Consider the following 14,725-nt stretch of genomic DNA (forward strand, 5'->3'; position numbering starts at 1 on the left):
CATGAAACCGGAAGCGAAATTTAACCTGTCCGCATGGGCGCTTAACCATCAGCAGATGGTCAGTTTCTTCATGCTGCTGATCGTGGCGATGGGCGTGTTCTGCTATGAAAAACTGCCGCGTAATGAAGATCCGGTTTTTACCATTAAAACGGCGGTCGTCTCCGCGCAGTGGCCGGGCGCGTCCGTAACGGACACCACCCGTCTGCTGACCGATACGCTTGAAAAAAAGCTGCAGGAAACGCCCTGGCTCGATTATCTCGAAAGTGAAACCCGCGCCGGGAGCGTGGTTATCCATGTGAATCTCCGTGACAATACCCCGCCGCAAATGGTGCAGGACATTTGGTATCAGATCCGCAAAAAAATGCAGGACATCGCGCCGTCTTTACCGGAAGGCGTTCAGGGCACGGCCGTGAACGACGAATTTGACGATACGTTCGGCACGATTTACGGCTTTATTCCCGACGGCTACACCTTACGGGAAGTGCGGGATCGCGTTGAGACAATACGTCGTGAGCTCGCCTCCTTGCCAGATATCGGCAAAACCACCCTGCTGGGCGAACAGCAGGATCAGATGGTTCTCGCCTTTTCTCCGGCCCGTCTGGCGGGTATGGGACTGGATATTCAGGCGGTCGCCGATGCGCTGCGGGCACAAAACGCGGTTGTCCCGGCTGGCGTTATGCGTACCGGGCAGGAGAACATCGCGCTCAAGGTCAGCGGGGCGCTCACGTCCGAAGAGAGTTTACGCGCCGTCACGCTGCACATTAACAATCGCTATATTCCGCTGACCGATATCGCCACCGTCACCCGGGAAGCCGCCGAGCCGCCGGCCCCCGCGTACCGGGTAAACGGCAAACCGGCCATCGGGCTGGCGGTGTCAATGGCGCCAACGGGCAACATGCTGCGTTTTGGCGCCGCGCTGAACGCCAGAATGACAGTCCTCAGCGCCGGGCTGCCGCACGGTATTGAGATGGTGAAAGTTGCCGATCAGTCGGCGGTGGTCAGTGACGCGGTAAGTGGTTTTGTCCGGGTGCTTATTGAAGCTGTTGTTATCGTGCTGGCGGTTTCATTTGTCTCGCTGGGTTTGCGGGCTGGGCTGGTGGTGGCTGCGGCCATTCCGCTGGTGCTCGCCATGACGTTTGCCGGCATGATGCTCGCCGGCATCGGGCTTCAGCGTATCTCGCTTGGGGCGCTGATCATTGCGCTGGGTCTGCTGGTGGATGACGCCATGATCGCCGTCGAAACGATGGTGTCCCGACTGGAAGCCGGGGATTCCCGTCGGCATGCGGCCACCCATGCATTCAAAACGACGGCCTTCCCGATGCTCACCGGAACCCTGGTGATGATTGCCGGGTTTATTCCCGTTGGTTTTGCGGCCTCCAGCGCCGGTGAATATTGTTTTTCCCTGTTTGCGGTAGTGCTGATTGCCCTGCTCTGCTCCTGGGTTGTCGCGATCCTGTTTTCGCCGCTGACGGGCACGTGGCTGCTGCCGGAGAAGGTCAGACATCGCGCGGCAGGCCCTGGAAGGATCGCGCGCGGGTACGGGCGGCTTTTAGGGCTGGCGCTACGCCACCGGCTCGCCACCGTGCTGATTGCGCTTTCCGCGCTGGGGCTGTCCGTGTACGGCACGACGTTTATGCAGGGTGAGTTCTTCCCCGCGTCGGACCGGCCTGAGCTGCTGGTCAGCCTGACGCTTCCGGCCAACGCGTCGCAGCCCGAAACGTTAAGAGAGGTGGAAAAGCTGGAACACGCGCTGGCCGGCAACAGCAATATCGAGCGCTACTCGACGTACGTCGGGTCAGGAGCCATCCGTTTTTACCTGCCGATGGACGTGCTGCTGGAAAATGAAAACATCGCCCAGATTGTGGTGGTGGCGAAGGATCTTCAGGCGCGGGATCGTCTGCATGGGCAGTTGAACAGGCTGCTGGCGGCACAGTTTAGCGACATCATCACGCGCGTGTCGCCCCTGGAGCTTGGGCCGCCCGTCGGCTGGCCAATCAAATACCGGGTGAGCGGGCCTGATTATCTGCAGGTCCGGGCGCTTGCGAACCGTCTGGCCGACGCGATTGGCCAATCGCCGCTGTCGCGCGAGGTTAACCAGACGGCCGGAGAGCCAGAGAGGATCATTACTCTGAAGGTGAATCAGACGGCGGCCAGGGCGGCAGGAATATCGTCAGAAGCTCTCGCCCGCACCTTGAATACCCTCTGGTCCGGCAGCGTTGTCACCTCGGTCAGGGATAACGATCGCCTTGTCGACGTGGTACTGCGGGCCACGGACAATGAACGTCACAGCACCGCCACCCTCTCCTCGCTGACCGTTCAGGGGAATGACGGTAAAAAAATTCCGCTCAGCGCCGTCGCGACGCTGGTCTGGAGCGTGGACGATCCGGTCATCTGGCGTCGACAGCGGTTGCCTTTTATTACGGTGCAAACTGACCTCGCGCCGGGGCTGAGGGCCGAAGCGGTATCGGCGGCGCTGCGTCCGGCGATCGACACGCTGCGCGCGGAGCTGCCTGCCGGTTACAGCATAGAAGAAGGCGGCGCGGTTGCCGAATCAGATAAGGGGAACAGCTCCGTTTTTAGCGTTCTTCCGGTGACGCTTGTCATCATGTTGATGCTGCTGATGCTTCAGTTGCGCCGATATTCCCGGATGCTGCTGGCGCTTCTGATGGCCCCGTTTGGTTTACCGGGGATCGTGCTGGCTATGCTACCCGGCGGCACGCCGATGGGATTTGTCGCGCTGCTGGGCGTCATCGCCCTGGCGGGGATGATCGTGCGTAACGCGGTGATACTGATTAGCGAGGTAGACAGTAATCTTGCTCAGGGGATGGCAAACGATGCCGCGATTGTGGCGGCCGCGGAGCATCGGGCCAGACCCATCTGTCTGACCGCCTGCGCCGCCATTCTGGGCATGATCCCGATCTCTCATCAGGTATTCTGGGGGCCAATGGCCTATGCGATTATCGGCGGGCTGCTGGTCGCGACGCTGGTAACGCTGACCGTATTACCCGCGTCGTTTAGCCTGCTGTTACAGTGGGGGACTCAGCGCAAAGCCGCAGAAGAAAGGTGAGCTGAGGCTCAATCGTTCCCCGGCAGATTACACAGTAGTCAGCGCAAAACGGTTCCTCAGGATCCGGGGGATCTCATCCTCCGTCAGCTGCTGCGGCTAAACTGCGCAAACGAACCCACGCCTCGCCTGCTGAATGCCATGGAACAGACTGGTGCGCGGTGTCATGAACTGGCGGCTCTTCTCCGGTGGCGGTTTTACACTAAACTTTCCAGCCACTCGGTGAAGGCCCGCACCTTGCGGGAGAGATGGCGGTGTGGATAGAGAAGCGACAAGGTTGTCGATGCGTTAACGGTTGAGTAAGCCCTTAACCCTGATGCTATGGACGCTGCACAGGAGCGGCGTCCGTAAACCGTCTTCGGCTCTTTGTCACACATAGCCGCCTTTTACCTCGCCACCGGTAAATCCGCGTACCGCGTCGTATAGGCCGGTGACAGCATCTCGCGCTTCATCGCCCAGGCTTTCTCAATCCCCTGCCCGGCAAACCATATTTTCCCTTTGCCGGAATGATTTAAGCTATCGATGGTTTCCATCAGCGCCGCGCTGTTGGCGCTCGGGCGGTTATCGTCAAACAAATTCAGCTGGGCAACGCCGCTGCTGAAAAAGTCTGCCAGCATCACCCCCGCTTTCATATAGCGATATCCGTCAAGCCAGATACGCCCCAGCGCCTCAGTGGCGGCACGGATGATATCGCGCGAATCATTGGTGGGCGTCATCAGGGTGACGGAAGCCTGATTGCCGTAATAAATTTCGTTGTCCGCGTGTGGGCTGGTGCGCACAAACACGCTGATAAAGCGGCAATACTGATGCTCGCCACGCAGTTTTTCCGCAGCACGTTCTGCATAGGCGCAAATGGCCTGATGCATCTCCTCGTACTGCGTAATACGGTGTCCAAACGAACGACTACAGATAATTTGCTGCTTCGTGGGAGTAAACTCCTCCAGATCGAGGCAGGGCTCACCTCGAAGCTCAAGCGCCGTGCGCTCCATTACCACGTTAAAATGTTTGCGGATGACCCAGGATGACGCTTCCGCCAGCTCCAGCGCCGTGGTTATCCCCATCGCGTTAAGCTTTTTCGTGATGCGTCGTCCTACGCCCCACACCTCCTCCACCGGAACCTTTGCCAGCAGCTTACGCTGCCGTCCACGATCCGAGAGATCGACCACGCCACCGGTGGCTGACCACCGCTTCGCCGCATAGTTGGCCAGCTTCGCCAGCGTTTTAGTCGGCGCAATCCCGACGCCCACACTTAAGCCTGTGTTTTTAAAGACCTGCGTACGCATCTGATGACCGAATGCTTCCAGCGAGATGCAGTTGCTGACACCCGAAACGTTCACAAATGCTTCATCGATGGAGTAGATCTCAATGGCCGGCGCGAGATCGGTCAGCGTCTGCATCACCCGGCTGCTGAGATCGGCATACAGCGCATAGTTGGAGCTAAAGACGTAAACCCGCGACGGATACCCCTTCTCTTTGAATTTAAAATAGGGCTCCCCCATTTTTATGCCGAACTGCTTTGCCTCCCGCGACAGCGAAATAATACAGCCGTCGTTATTGGACACCACCACGATGGGCTTACCCACCAGATCGGGGCGAAACACCCTCTCGCAGGAGGCATAGAAGCTATTCACATCAACCAGCGCGAACATGTTTATGCGTTTTGAGCGTATGAGTGACGACACCGAAGATTTGCAGCTCCTCTTCGGACTGAAAGGCGATCGGCTGATAGCGGGCATTACGCGGCAGCAGCCGCAGAACCGGGCGGGTCTGTAGCTCTTTCACCGTAAATTCGCCGCCGACCGACGCCACAACAATGTCCCCGTGCTCGGCATTTAACGAGCGGTCTACCACCAGCAGATCGCCGTCGCTAATCCCTGCGCCGATCATGGAGTCCCCGCTCACTTTGATAAAGTAGGTCGCACTGGGGTGCCTGACCGCCAGCCGGTTAAGATCGAGACGATCCTCCACATAATCCTGCGCAGGGCTTGGAAAGCCACAGGCAACACGCTCAAGATATAAAGGTAATTCAATAAGTTGCTTTGGATGATAAGAAAAGAGAGTGTCCATAAATGCCTTTCCCGCCAGATACTGTATATAAACACAGTATTACGGATTACGGCACAGGATCAAGGTCATTTCCGACAAAGACCGCAAACGCGTTGAAGTTTGAGCGGATTTAATTTAGCAACCTCTCCTGCTGGCGATCGCAGACGGGCCAACCAAAAGTCATAAAAAAGTCACTAACCAACACTTTAAAATCACTTCATGTGAAAAAAGATCATTAAATCACTATAGAAACACTATTAATTGACTTAAACATCAGAATAACGCATATTTTAGGGCACGAATTATCAAGATTTTTGGAGGACGTTTTCTATGCCAGCCCGTGACTATCCCGACAAGCGAGTTGCCCGCGGTTTAGCAAAGGAGGCCGATCTCAGGATGTTGAGCGCCCGCATTGAGCCTGACCTGATGGAATACATCAGAATCACCGCCTTTGAGACGCGAAAAAGCAAGCAGGAAATTGTGGCAGAAGCGTTAGCGCTTCACAGACAGAAAAGTCAATGCGGAGTCTGAGCAGGCAAAGCCTGGAAGTGTCCTTCCGGCTTTGCCCATGCTGTGATTAACCCATCAGCGCATTCAGTTTTTCAAGTGCTTCAGGCGGCAATTGCACCTCTCCCGCCGCGAGGTTTTGCCGCAGATGCGCCACGGATGACGTGCCGGGGATCAGCAGAATGTTCGGCGACCGTTGCAGTAGCCATGCCAGCGCAACCTGCATCGCCGTTGCGCCCAGGGAATCCGCGACGGCCTGCAGGCCGGTGGACTGCAGTGGCGTGAAGCCTCCCAACGGGAAGAACGGCACATACGCAATCCCCTGCTGCGCCAGTAAATCCACCAGCGCATCGTCGCCGCGGTTCACAATGTTGTACATGTTCTGCACGCAGACGACCTGCACCATCTTCCGCGCTTCCGCCACCTGCGTGGCCGTGACGTTGCTCAGACCAATGTGGCGTACCAGCCCCTGCTGCTGTAATTCTGCGAGAGTGGAAAGCGGTTCAGCAATCGATCCTTCTGCCGGGCCGTGTGCGCTAAACATGATCCGCAGGTTCACCACGTCCAGCACATCCAGCTTCAGGTTGCGCAGGTTGTCATGCACCGCCTGGGTCAGCTCCTGCGCGGAAAAGGCCGGCAGCCAGGCCCCTTTGTCATCGCGACGGGCACCGATCTTGGTGACGAGGGTAAGATCGTCCCGGTAAGGATGAAGCGCCTCGCGGATCAGCTGGTTCGTCACATGCGGGCCGTAAAAATCGCTGGTATCGATATGATTCACACCCGCCGCCACGGCTTCGCGCAGCACGTCCAGCGCGGCCTGTTTATCCTTCGGCGGGCCAAATACGCCCGGCCCGGCAAGCTGCATTGCCCCGTAGCCCAGTCGTTTAACCGTTCGCGTTCCGAGCGCGTACGTCCCGCTTTTATCAATGCTGCTCATGTTAACCTTCCTCATAAAATGATCCGGATTTACAACAGGTTCCTGACCGAAGCCCTAAGTTAAGCGCGAGTTAAATTAAAGTTTAAATTCTATACGACGATAGTATGGGTGTACCTCTGCATCTTTTCTAACGGACGACCGCTATGCTGAAAAATCTGCACGTGATTACCGGAATTATCTTTGCCCTCACCATATTCTGTCTGCTGCAAGTTGTCACGGGAGGGTTGTTCTACTCTGCCGTCAGCAACGATCGCCATAACTTCCAGAACTCCGGCGTGCTGAATGCCCAGCAGGAAAGCCTGAGCGACAGCGTGAACACGCTGGTGAAAACGCGCGTTACCGTCACCCGCGTGGCAATCCGCTACCTGAAGAACCAGCGCGACCCGGCATCCCTTGCCGCGATCAACAAACTGCTCGGCACCGCAGGCGACTCGCTGGCTAAAGCTGAAGCCTATAACAAAGAATGGCAGAAAATGCCGCAGGTTAACGGCCAGAATGCGGCGTTAACCGACGAGATGCAGAAGTCATGGAATCAGATGCACGAGGTGATGCGTTTGTCGATTGAGTATCTGCGTGCCGACAACTACCAGGCCTATGGCGATCTGGACGCTCAGCAGGCCCAGGACGACATGGAAGCGGTCTATAACCGCTGGCGCGCCGAGAACAACACGCTGCTGAAGGCGGCAACCGAAGAGAACCAAAGCAGCTTCACGCAGATGCAGTGGACGCTGGCAGCCATTTTCCTGGCCGTTATCGCCGTGCTGGTGGTGATCTGGCAGGGTTTACAGCACCTGCTGTTAAAACCGCTCAACGCCATCATGAACCATATTCGCGCCATTGCGGGAGGCGATCTGACGCAGGATATCACCCTCTCTGGCCGCAATGAGATGGGTCAACTGGCGGCTGGCCTGCACGAGATGCAGCAGTCGCTGGTGACGACCGTCAGCGCCGTACGCGGCAGCACCGACTCCATCTACACCGGCGCGGGTGAAATTGCCGCTGGGAGCAACGATCTCTCCGCCCGCACCGAAGAGCAGGCCTCCTCGCTCGAAGAGACAGCCGCCAGCATGGAAGAGCTGACCGCAACGGTTAAACAGAACTCCGATAACGCCCGTCAGGCGACGCTGCTGGCGAAGAATGCCTCTGAAACAGCGGCTCGCGGCGGCCACGTCGTGGATAACGTGGTGCGCACCATGAACGAAATTGCCGACAGTTCGCAGCAAATCGCTCATATTACCGGCGTGATTGACAGCATTGCGTTCCAGACCAACATTCTGGCGCTTAACGCCGCGGTGGAAGCCGCGCGCGCAGGCGAGCAAGGCCGCGGGTTTGCGGTTGTCGCCGGTGAAGTTCGTACGCTGGCCAGCCGCAGCGCGCAGGCGGCGAAAGAGATCAAAGGGCTTATTGAGAACTCAGTCAGCCGGGTGAACACCGGTTCTGAGCAGGTCAGCGAAGCGGGCGCGACTATGAAGGAGATTGTCGCCGCCGTCACCCGCGTCACCGATATCATGGGCGAGATTTCGTCCGCATCGGATGAGCAGAGCCGCGGCATTGAGCAGGTGAGCCTGGCCGTGTCGCAGATGGACAGCGTGACGCAGCAAAACGCCGCGCTGGTGCAGCAGTCCGCCACGGCGGCAGCGGCGCTGGAAGATCAGTCCGAACAGCTGCGTCAGGCCGTGGCCGCGTTTCGTCTGAACGGTAAAGCAAACGCCACCGCCCCACGCCCGGCCAACGTTAAAACGCCGCAGCTGCTGCGTCCGGCAACGGCTAACGCCACCCCCGACAGTAACTGGGAAACCTTCTAAGCCTCAGGCGGGCGAAGATATCGCCCGCTAACGGCTGCGCTTGGCGTGCCGTTCCCAGTTCTCCTGCTTCGCGTCGTCGGATTTTCGCAGGGAAACATAGCAAGCCCCGCTGCCGCCATGATGCGGCAGCGCCACGCAGAACGCCTGCACTTCCTCGAACTCGGTTAACCAGCGTGCCAGATAGCTACGCACCACATTAGGATGCGAATTTTGCTCGCGCCCTTTCCCGTGGATGATGATGAGGTTACGTAATCCGTCACGACTGGCCTGGCGAATAAAGGAATACAGCATCTGGCGGCAGCGTTCAGCGGGCTGACGCAACAGATTTAAGCTGGCCTGTCGGGAGTATTTACCCGAACGCAGCTTATCAATAACGCCCTGCTGGACGCCTTCGCGCTGGAACGCCAGCGGCTCGTCAAGCGGCAATAGCTCAAGGAAACCCAGGGTCAGAAAGTTGTCGAGCTGTTCGGTATCGATGTCCTGGCGAGCCCGGGTATTACGGCTTTGCTGCCAGTGGATATCGGTGCAGCGTTTCAGGGGCTGGACATCCTCCATGGCGTCAAGAAAAAGGGATTTGTCGTCAGGGTTCATGGAAATCCTCCGGCTACATCTGGGTTTGTACTATACCTGCGCCAGGCAGGTGTCTCAATAACCCTTAGAAGATGAGGCACGAGATAAATATTAACCCGATGAATATATATAGGCATTATAAAATGTACTTAAACCTGACTTAACTAAAACCCCAGCAACAGTAAAATAGGTGATTTGCGTTAAATTTTCGTGAAATCAGTCATTCACCTTCCTTTCATTTTTCGGGAAAGGTGTTATAACTAAATTTACCTGCCTCATGGATATAATACCCAGGACTTGCGAAAGGACGCACTGCTGTGTGTACTATAGGGTCTGTCTGATGTCGGGCAGACTCTGTTTTTTTATTATGCGACATTCACCCTGAAACTATTTTTCTCGCTTCCCTTCTGAATTGCGTAATTAATGATTCGGCAAGCGGAGTTTGACGAGAATCCCGGCGCTGAATTAAATAATATGCGGCTTTTGGAAGCGACTCGGCAACCGGCAGAATGACCAGACGGTGCGCCAGCAGCGGATCACAGCCTAACTCCTGTGGAAGAATACTTAAAAAATCACTTTGCGCAACAAGGCTAATGCAGGAAGAAAAGGTTTCGCACACTACGCCAATCCGCGGTATTTGCGAGCGGTGGCTAAATAGATCTTCTAATTGCTTATAATAACTTCCCCGCGGCGTTGGCATTGTCCAGTTATAATGCAGCAGATCGTTAATGGATGTTGCCCCTGTCGCCGGATGCCCTTCCCGGCAAAATACCGCAAACGGTTTTTCGAAGAGTTTTTCAAACGTAAATTCATGGTCGTAAGGCCCCTGATAATAGGTGTTGATGGTGAAGTCCAGTTCGCCCTGGCGTAATTCATTGATCATCGACACCAGCTGCCCTTCCATAATTCGCACTTTAACCTGCGGGTGCTGGGCGTGAAAACGGGTGATGACGGCGGGCATCAGGCTGCGTGACACACTGGCCCCCATCCCGATATTGATCTGCCCGGCCAGATCCCCCTGCCGCTGGCGAATGTCATCCTGCGCCGCACGCAGCTCTTCCAGAATCAGCCTGGCGCGCTGGTAAAACCCTTCCCCGCACTCGGTCAGCGCAACGCCTTTACTCCGGCGAACAAAAAGCTGCGCCGCCATGCCCTCCTCCAGCTCTTTGATGGATTTGGTCAGCGCCGGCTGCGAGAGATTCAGCGTCCGGCTGGCACCGCGAATGCTGCCCTGACGCGCCACTTCAACAAACGCCCGGATTTGATGAAATTTAATCTGAAATGACATAGCCCAACCGATAACCGTTGTTTATCAGAGTAAAGAAACTGTCATCTACTTTAATGGAAAGGGATGTGCGAGGGTAATTCCTGAACGGTTAAAACTGTGAAAAAACGGTTAGTGATAAGTAAAAACTATCACAGCGTGAAGCAGTTCACATTTTTTAATGATGACAGGAACAGATATGGACACACTGGCGCAGTACATCCAGACATTAGCCCCCCAGCTGATCGCATGGCGTCGCGATTTTCACCATTTTGCGGAATCCGGCTGGGTAGAGTTCCGTACCGCCGCAAAGGTTGCGGAAATCCTTGACTCCCTGGGCTACGAACTGGCGATGGGTCGCGACGTGATCGATGCCGAAAGCCGTATGGGGCTGCCCGATGACGCCACCCTTTCGCGAGAGTTTGCCCGTGCGCGGTCACAGGGGGCGCCTGAGAAATGGCTGGCACCGTTTGAAGGCGGATTTACCGGCATTGTGGCGACCCTGAATACCGGACGACCGGGCCCGACGCTGGCGTTTCGCGTCGACATGGATGCCCTTGATTTAAGCGAAGCGCTCGACGACAGCCATCGCCCGTTCCGCGACGGTTTTGCCTCCTGCAACGCGGGAATGATGCACGCCTGCGCGCACGACGGCCACACCACCATTGGCCTGGGGCTGGCAAAGGTGCTTAAGCAGAACGAAGCGCAGCTCAACGGTACCGTCAAGCTGATTTTCCAGCCTGCCGAGGAAGGCACCCGCGGCGCGCGCGCCATGGTCGCCGCCGGGGCGCTGGACGGCGTGGACTATTTTACCGCCATCCATATTGGTACCGGCGTCCCCGCCGGAACGGCGATCTGCGGCAGCGATAACTTTATGGCAACCACCAAGTTCGACGTGAACTTTACCGGCGTTGCCGCACACGCGGGCGGCAAACCGGAGGATGGACGTAACGCCCTGCTTGCCGCCGCGCAGGCCGCCCTCGCCCTGCACAGCATCGCCCCGCACAGCGAAGGCGCTTCCCGCGTCAACGTCGGCGTGATGCAGGCGGGTAGCGGCCGCAACGTGGTGCCCGCAAATGCACTGATTAAGGTTGAAACCCGCGGCGAAAACGAAGCAATAAACCAGTATGTCTTTGAACGCGCGAAGACTGTCATTACCGGCGCGGCCGCGCTCTATGGCGTGAGCGCGGAGATGCGCCTGATGGGGGCCGCCACCTCCAGCGCGCCGACGCCGGCCTGGGTTGATTACCTGCGTGAACAGGCGAGCCAGGTATCGGGAATTGTGCACGCAATCGATAAGGTGAAAGCGCCAGCAGGCTCTGAAGACGCCACGCTGATGATGGCCCGCGTGCAGCTGAACGGCGGCATGGCGTCGTATATGGTGTTCGGCACAGATTTGAGCGCCGGACATCACAACGAAAAATTCGACTTCGATGAGCAGGTCATGGCTGTCGCCATTGAAACGCTGGCGCGAACTGCGCTCAATTTCCCGTGGACGCGAGGTGTGTAATGCAGGAGAACTACGCTTTTATTGCCGATGCCATCGACACGCGATGTCAGACGCTAACGGATATTGCCGACGCGATTTGGGATCATCCCGAAACCCGCTTTGAAGAGGTCTGGTCCTCCAGACGGCTCGCTGACGAGCTGGAAGCCGAGGGCTTTACGCTGACCCGCGAGGCTGGCGGTATCCCAAACGCGTTTATCGCCAGCTTCGGCAGCGGAAAACCGGTTATCGCTCTGCTGGGCGAGTACGACGCGCTGGCCGGGCTAAGCCAGCAGGCGCACTGCGCGACGGCGCAATCCGCCACGCCGGGGGCGAACGGCCACGGCTGCGGGCATAACCTGCTGGGTACCGCGGCGCTTGCGGGCGCGGTGGCGGTAAAAAGCTGGCTGGAGCAGCACGGCGGCAGCGGAACGGTGCGTTTTTACGGCTGTCCCGGTGAGGAAGGCGGCTCCGGGAAAACCTTTATGGTACGTGAAGGTCTGTTTGATGACGTTGATGCCGCCGTCACCTGGCACCCGGAGGCCTTTGCCGGGATGTTTAACGTCAGCACGCTGGCCAACATTCAGGCGGCCTGGCGTTTTCACGGCGTGGCGGCGCATGCGGCCAACTCGCCCCATTTAGGGCGCAGCGCGCTGGACGCCGTGACGCTGATGACCACCGGCACCAACTTCCTTAACGAGCACATCATAGAGAAAGCGCGCGTCCATTACGCCATCACCGACACCGGCGGGATTTCGCCCAACGTGGTGCAGGCGCAGGCTGAAGTGCTGTACCTGATCCGCGCCCCGGAGATGGCCGACGCGCAGCAGATCTATGAGCGCATCGAGAAAATTGCCCAGGGCGCGGCGATGATGACCGAAACCACCGTGGAATGCCGCTTTGATAAGGCCTGCTCCAGCTACCTGCCGAACCACACGCTTGAGGCTGCGATGTACCGCGCGTTGCAGCACTACGGCACGCCGGAGTGGACCGATGAAGAGCGCGACTTTGCCCGCGAAATCCGCGCCACGCTGACGCCAAACGATCTGCAGAACAGCCTGAAAAATATTGCCGCCACGGGGGGAGAAGCAGGCAAAGCCTTTGCCCGCCGCCATCAGGAGACGCTGCTGGTGGATGAAGTCGCGCCCTATGCCATCACCGATAACGTGCTGGCGGGTTCAACGGACGTGGGTGACGTCAGCTGGAAAATGCCGGTCGCCCAGTGCTTCAGCCCCTGCTTTACCGTCGGCACGCCGCTGCACACCTGGCAACTGGTGGCGCAAGGACGAACCTCCATCGCCCACAAAGGCATGCTGCTGGCCGGGAAAGTGATGGGCGCAACCGCGCTCAATCTGCTGCAGGATGCAGACCTGCTGAAAACATGCCGTGAAGAGTTCGAACATCAAATAGAAGAAAAACCGTACGCGTGTCCGATCCCACCGGGCGTGACACCGTCACCTTTAAAATAAAAAAACACAACACAACAACACAACACTCCCGAGGAACGCCCATGAGTATGTCATCCATACCTTCGCATTCCCCATCCGGTAAGCTCTATGGCTGGGTTGAAAGGATCGGCAATAAAGTGCCGCACCCTTTCCTGCTGTTTATCTATCTGATTGTGATTTTGATGGTTGCCACCGCCGTGCTCTCGGCCTTTGACGTCAGCGTGCGCAGCCCGGCAGACGGCAGCCTGGTGGCGGTGAAAAACCTGCTCAGCGTTGACGGGCTGCACTGGTTTTTACCGAACGTGATCAAAAACTTCAGCGGTTTCGCTCCGCTGGGTGCCATTCTGGCGCTGGTGCTGGGCGCCGGGCTGGCTGAACGCGTGGGCTTGTTACCCGCACTGATGGTAAAAATGGCGTCCCACGTCAGCGCGCGCTACGCCAGCTACATGGTGCTGTTTATCGCCTTCTTTAGCCACATTTCATCCGATGCCGCGCTGGTGATTATGCCGCCGATGGGGGCGCTGATCTTCCTCGCCGTCGGGCGCCATCCCGTGGCGGGTCTGCTGTCGGCCATTGCGGGCGTGGGCTGCGGCTTTACCGCCAACCTGCTGATCGTCACCACCGACGTGCTGCTCTCGGGCATCAGCACGGAGGCAGCGAAAACCATTGATGCGGCCATGCACGTCAGCGTGATCGACAACTGGTACTTTATGGCCAGCTCGGTGATTGTCCTGACGATTGTCGGCGGGCTGATTACCGATAAGATCGTCGAACCGCGTCTGGGCAAATGGGAAGGCCGTAGCGATGAAAAGCTGGAGACGCTAAGCAAAGAGCAGCGCTTCGGCCTGCGCGTGGCCGGGCTGGTCTCGCTGGCGTTTATCGCGCTGGTGGCGCTGATGGTGGTGCCGGAAAACGGCATACTGCGCGATCCGGTTAAGCATACCGTCCTGCCGTCGCCGTTTATTCAGGGCATCGTGCCGCTGATTATTCTCTTCTTCTTTGTCGTTTCGCTCGCCTACGGTATCGCTACCGGCAAAATCCGCCGTCAGGGCGATCTGCCGCAGCTGATGATCGAGCCGATGAAAGAGATGGCGGGCTTTATCGTGATGGTATTCCCGCTGGCGCAGTTCGTGGCGATGTTTAACTGGAGCAACATGGGAAAGTTTATGGCCGTGGGCCTGACCGACGCGCTGGAGGCTGCCGGATTAAGCGGCGTACCGGCGTTTGTCGGGCTGGCGCTGCTGTCATCCCTGCTGTGCATGTTTATTGCCAGCGGTTCCGCCATCTGGTCAATTCTGGCGCCGATCTTCGTGCCGATGTTTATGATGCTCGGGTTCCACCCGGCGTTTGCCCAGATCCTGTTCCGCATCGCGGACTCCTCGGTGATCCCGCTGGCGCCCGTCTCACCTTTCGTTCCGCTGTTTTTAGGCTTCCTGCAGCGCTATAAGCCCGAGGCCAGACTGGGTACCTACTATTCGCTGGTTTTACCCTACCCGCTTATCTTTTTAGGGGTATGGCTGGTGATGCTGGTGGCATGGTATCTTGTCGGCCTGCCGATTGGGCCGGGGATATACCCGAGGCTAAATTAAAGGATTGAA

Annotated in this window: 11 protein-coding genes; 6 read left to right on the forward strand and 5 right to left on the reverse strand. The window is 57.7% G+C overall.

Annotated elements, in window-relative coordinates:
* Position 1: 1 nt before the first annotated feature.
* Positions 2-3,067 (forward strand): efflux RND transporter permease subunit, encoded by a 3,066-nt coding sequence (locus IM299_RS02410; RefSeq protein ID WP_370567612.1) that lies wholly within the window; start codon positions 2-4, stop codon positions 3,065-3,067.
* Between the two features lie 383 nt (positions 3,068-3,450).
* Here the strand turns inward: IM299_RS02410 and umuC are convergent, their stop codons facing one another.
* Complete coding sequence (gene umuC / locus IM299_RS02415; protein WP_048956317.1) at positions 3,451-4,713, reverse strand: translesion error-prone DNA polymerase V subunit UmuC; 1,263 nt, start codon at positions 4,711-4,713, stop codon at positions 3,451-3,453.
* Positions 4,697-5,131, reverse strand: a complete 435-nt coding sequence (gene umuD, locus IM299_RS02420) for a translesion error-prone DNA polymerase V autoproteolytic subunit (RefSeq protein WP_028012955.1) — start codon at positions 5,129-5,131, stop codon at positions 4,697-4,699. The genes umuC and umuD overlap by 17 nt, the downstream gene beginning before the upstream one ends.
* 309 nt (positions 5,132-5,440) lie before the next feature.
* On the opposite strand from umuD, the gene IM299_RS02425 reads away from it, so the two are divergent.
* The gene (locus IM299_RS02425) at positions 5,441-5,641 is read left to right on the forward strand and encodes a hypothetical protein (RefSeq protein ID WP_028012954.1); all 201 of its coding nucleotides are present in this window, start codon (positions 5,441-5,443) and stop codon (positions 5,639-5,641) included.
* Positions 5,642-5,687: 46 nt separating this feature from the next.
* Here the strand turns inward: IM299_RS02425 and IM299_RS02430 are convergent, their stop codons facing one another.
* Positions 5,688-6,554 carry an aldo/keto reductase family oxidoreductase gene (locus tag IM299_RS02430; RefSeq protein ID WP_028012953.1) on the reverse strand — a complete coding sequence of 289 codons (867 nt, stop codon included), beginning with the start codon at positions 6,552-6,554 and terminating at the stop codon, positions 5,688-5,690.
* A gap of 143 nt (positions 6,555-6,697) precedes the next feature.
* On the opposite strand from IM299_RS02430, the gene IM299_RS02435 reads away from it, so the two are divergent.
* Positions 6,698-8,359, forward strand: coding sequence for a methyl-accepting chemotaxis protein (locus tag IM299_RS02435; protein WP_028012952.1), 1,662 nt, complete (start codon positions 6,698-6,700; stop codon positions 8,357-8,359).
* Positions 8,360-8,386: 27 nt separating this feature from the next.
* On the opposite strand, the gene smrA is transcribed toward IM299_RS02435, so the two are convergent.
* Both smrA and IM299_RS02445 read right to left on the reverse strand, forming a co-directional pair.
* Entirely contained in the window at positions 8,387-8,950 is a 564-nt protein-coding gene (smrA, locus tag IM299_RS02440) for a DNA endonuclease SmrA (protein ID WP_045630204.1), read from the reverse strand.
* Positions 8,951-9,305: 355 nt separating this feature from the next.
* Positions 9,306-10,217 carry a LysR family transcriptional regulator gene (locus IM299_RS02445; protein ID WP_028012950.1) on the reverse strand — a complete coding sequence of 304 codons (912 nt, stop codon included), beginning with the start codon at positions 10,215-10,217 and terminating at the stop codon, positions 9,306-9,308.
* Between the two features lie 175 nt (positions 10,218-10,392).
* On the opposite strand from IM299_RS02445, the gene IM299_RS02450 reads away from it, so the two are divergent.
* Genes IM299_RS02450 through abgT form a run of 3 tightly spaced genes read left to right on the forward strand, consistent with a single transcriptional unit; the run spans position 10,393 to position 14,716 of the window.
* Positions 10,393-11,703 (forward strand): M20 family metallo-hydrolase, encoded by a 1,311-nt coding sequence (locus IM299_RS02450; protein WP_193356986.1) that lies wholly within the window; start codon positions 10,393-10,395, stop codon positions 11,701-11,703.
* Entirely contained in the window at positions 11,703-13,148 is a 1,446-nt protein-coding gene (locus tag IM299_RS02455; protein WP_193356987.1) for a M20 family metallopeptidase, read from the forward strand. Before IM299_RS02450 ends, IM299_RS02455 begins: the two co-directional genes overlap by 1 nt.
* 41 nt (positions 13,149-13,189) lie before the next feature.
* Positions 13,190-14,716, forward strand: coding sequence for a p-aminobenzoyl-glutamate transporter (gene abgT, locus IM299_RS02460; RefSeq protein ID WP_045261473.1), 1,527 nt, complete (start codon positions 13,190-13,192; stop codon positions 14,714-14,716).
* The last annotated feature ends 9 nt before the right edge of the window (positions 14,717-14,725 follow it).

This window comes from Enterobacter cloacae complex sp. P47BA, from assembly GCF_014930485.1.
GTDB classification, from domain to species: Bacteria; Pseudomonadota; Gammaproteobacteria; order Enterobacterales; family Enterobacteriaceae; genus Enterobacter; species Enterobacter bugandensis.

Excerpts from the sequence above, each read along its gene's own strand:
- abgT (WP_045261473.1), top strand. The coding sequence starts at position 13,190 with ATGAGTATGTCATCCATACCTTCGCATTCCCCATCCGGTAAGCTCTAT.
- smrA (WP_045630204.1), bottom strand. The coding sequence starts at position 8,950 with ATGAACCCTGACGACAAATCCCTTTTTCTTGACGCCATGGAGGATGTC.
- umuC (WP_048956317.1), bottom strand. The coding sequence starts at position 4,713 with ATGTTCGCGCTGGTTGATGTGAATAGCTTCTATGCCTCCTGCGAGAGG.
- IM299_RS02425 (WP_028012954.1), top strand. The coding sequence starts at position 5,441 with ATGCCAGCCCGTGACTATCCCGACAAGCGAGTTGCCCGCGGTTTAGCA.
- umuD (WP_028012955.1), bottom strand. The coding sequence starts at position 5,131 with ATGGACACTCTCTTTTCTTATCATCCAAAGCAACTTATTGAATTACCT.
- IM299_RS02445 (WP_028012950.1), bottom strand. The coding sequence starts at position 10,217 with ATGTCATTTCAGATTAAATTTCATCAAATCCGGGCGTTTGTTGAAGTG.
- IM299_RS02430 (WP_028012953.1), bottom strand. The coding sequence starts at position 6,554 with ATGAGCAGCATTGATAAAAGCGGGACGTACGCGCTCGGAACGCGAACG.
- IM299_RS02455 (WP_193356987.1), top strand. The coding sequence starts at position 11,703 with ATGCAGGAGAACTACGCTTTTATTGCCGATGCCATCGACACGCGATGT.
- IM299_RS02450 (WP_193356986.1), top strand. The coding sequence starts at position 10,393 with ATGGACACACTGGCGCAGTACATCCAGACATTAGCCCCCCAGCTGATC.
- IM299_RS02410 (WP_370567612.1), top strand. The coding sequence starts at position 2 with ATGAAACCGGAAGCGAAATTTAACCTGTCCGCATGGGCGCTTAACCAT.
- IM299_RS02435 (WP_028012952.1), top strand. The coding sequence starts at position 6,698 with ATGCTGAAAAATCTGCACGTGATTACCGGAATTATCTTTGCCCTCACC.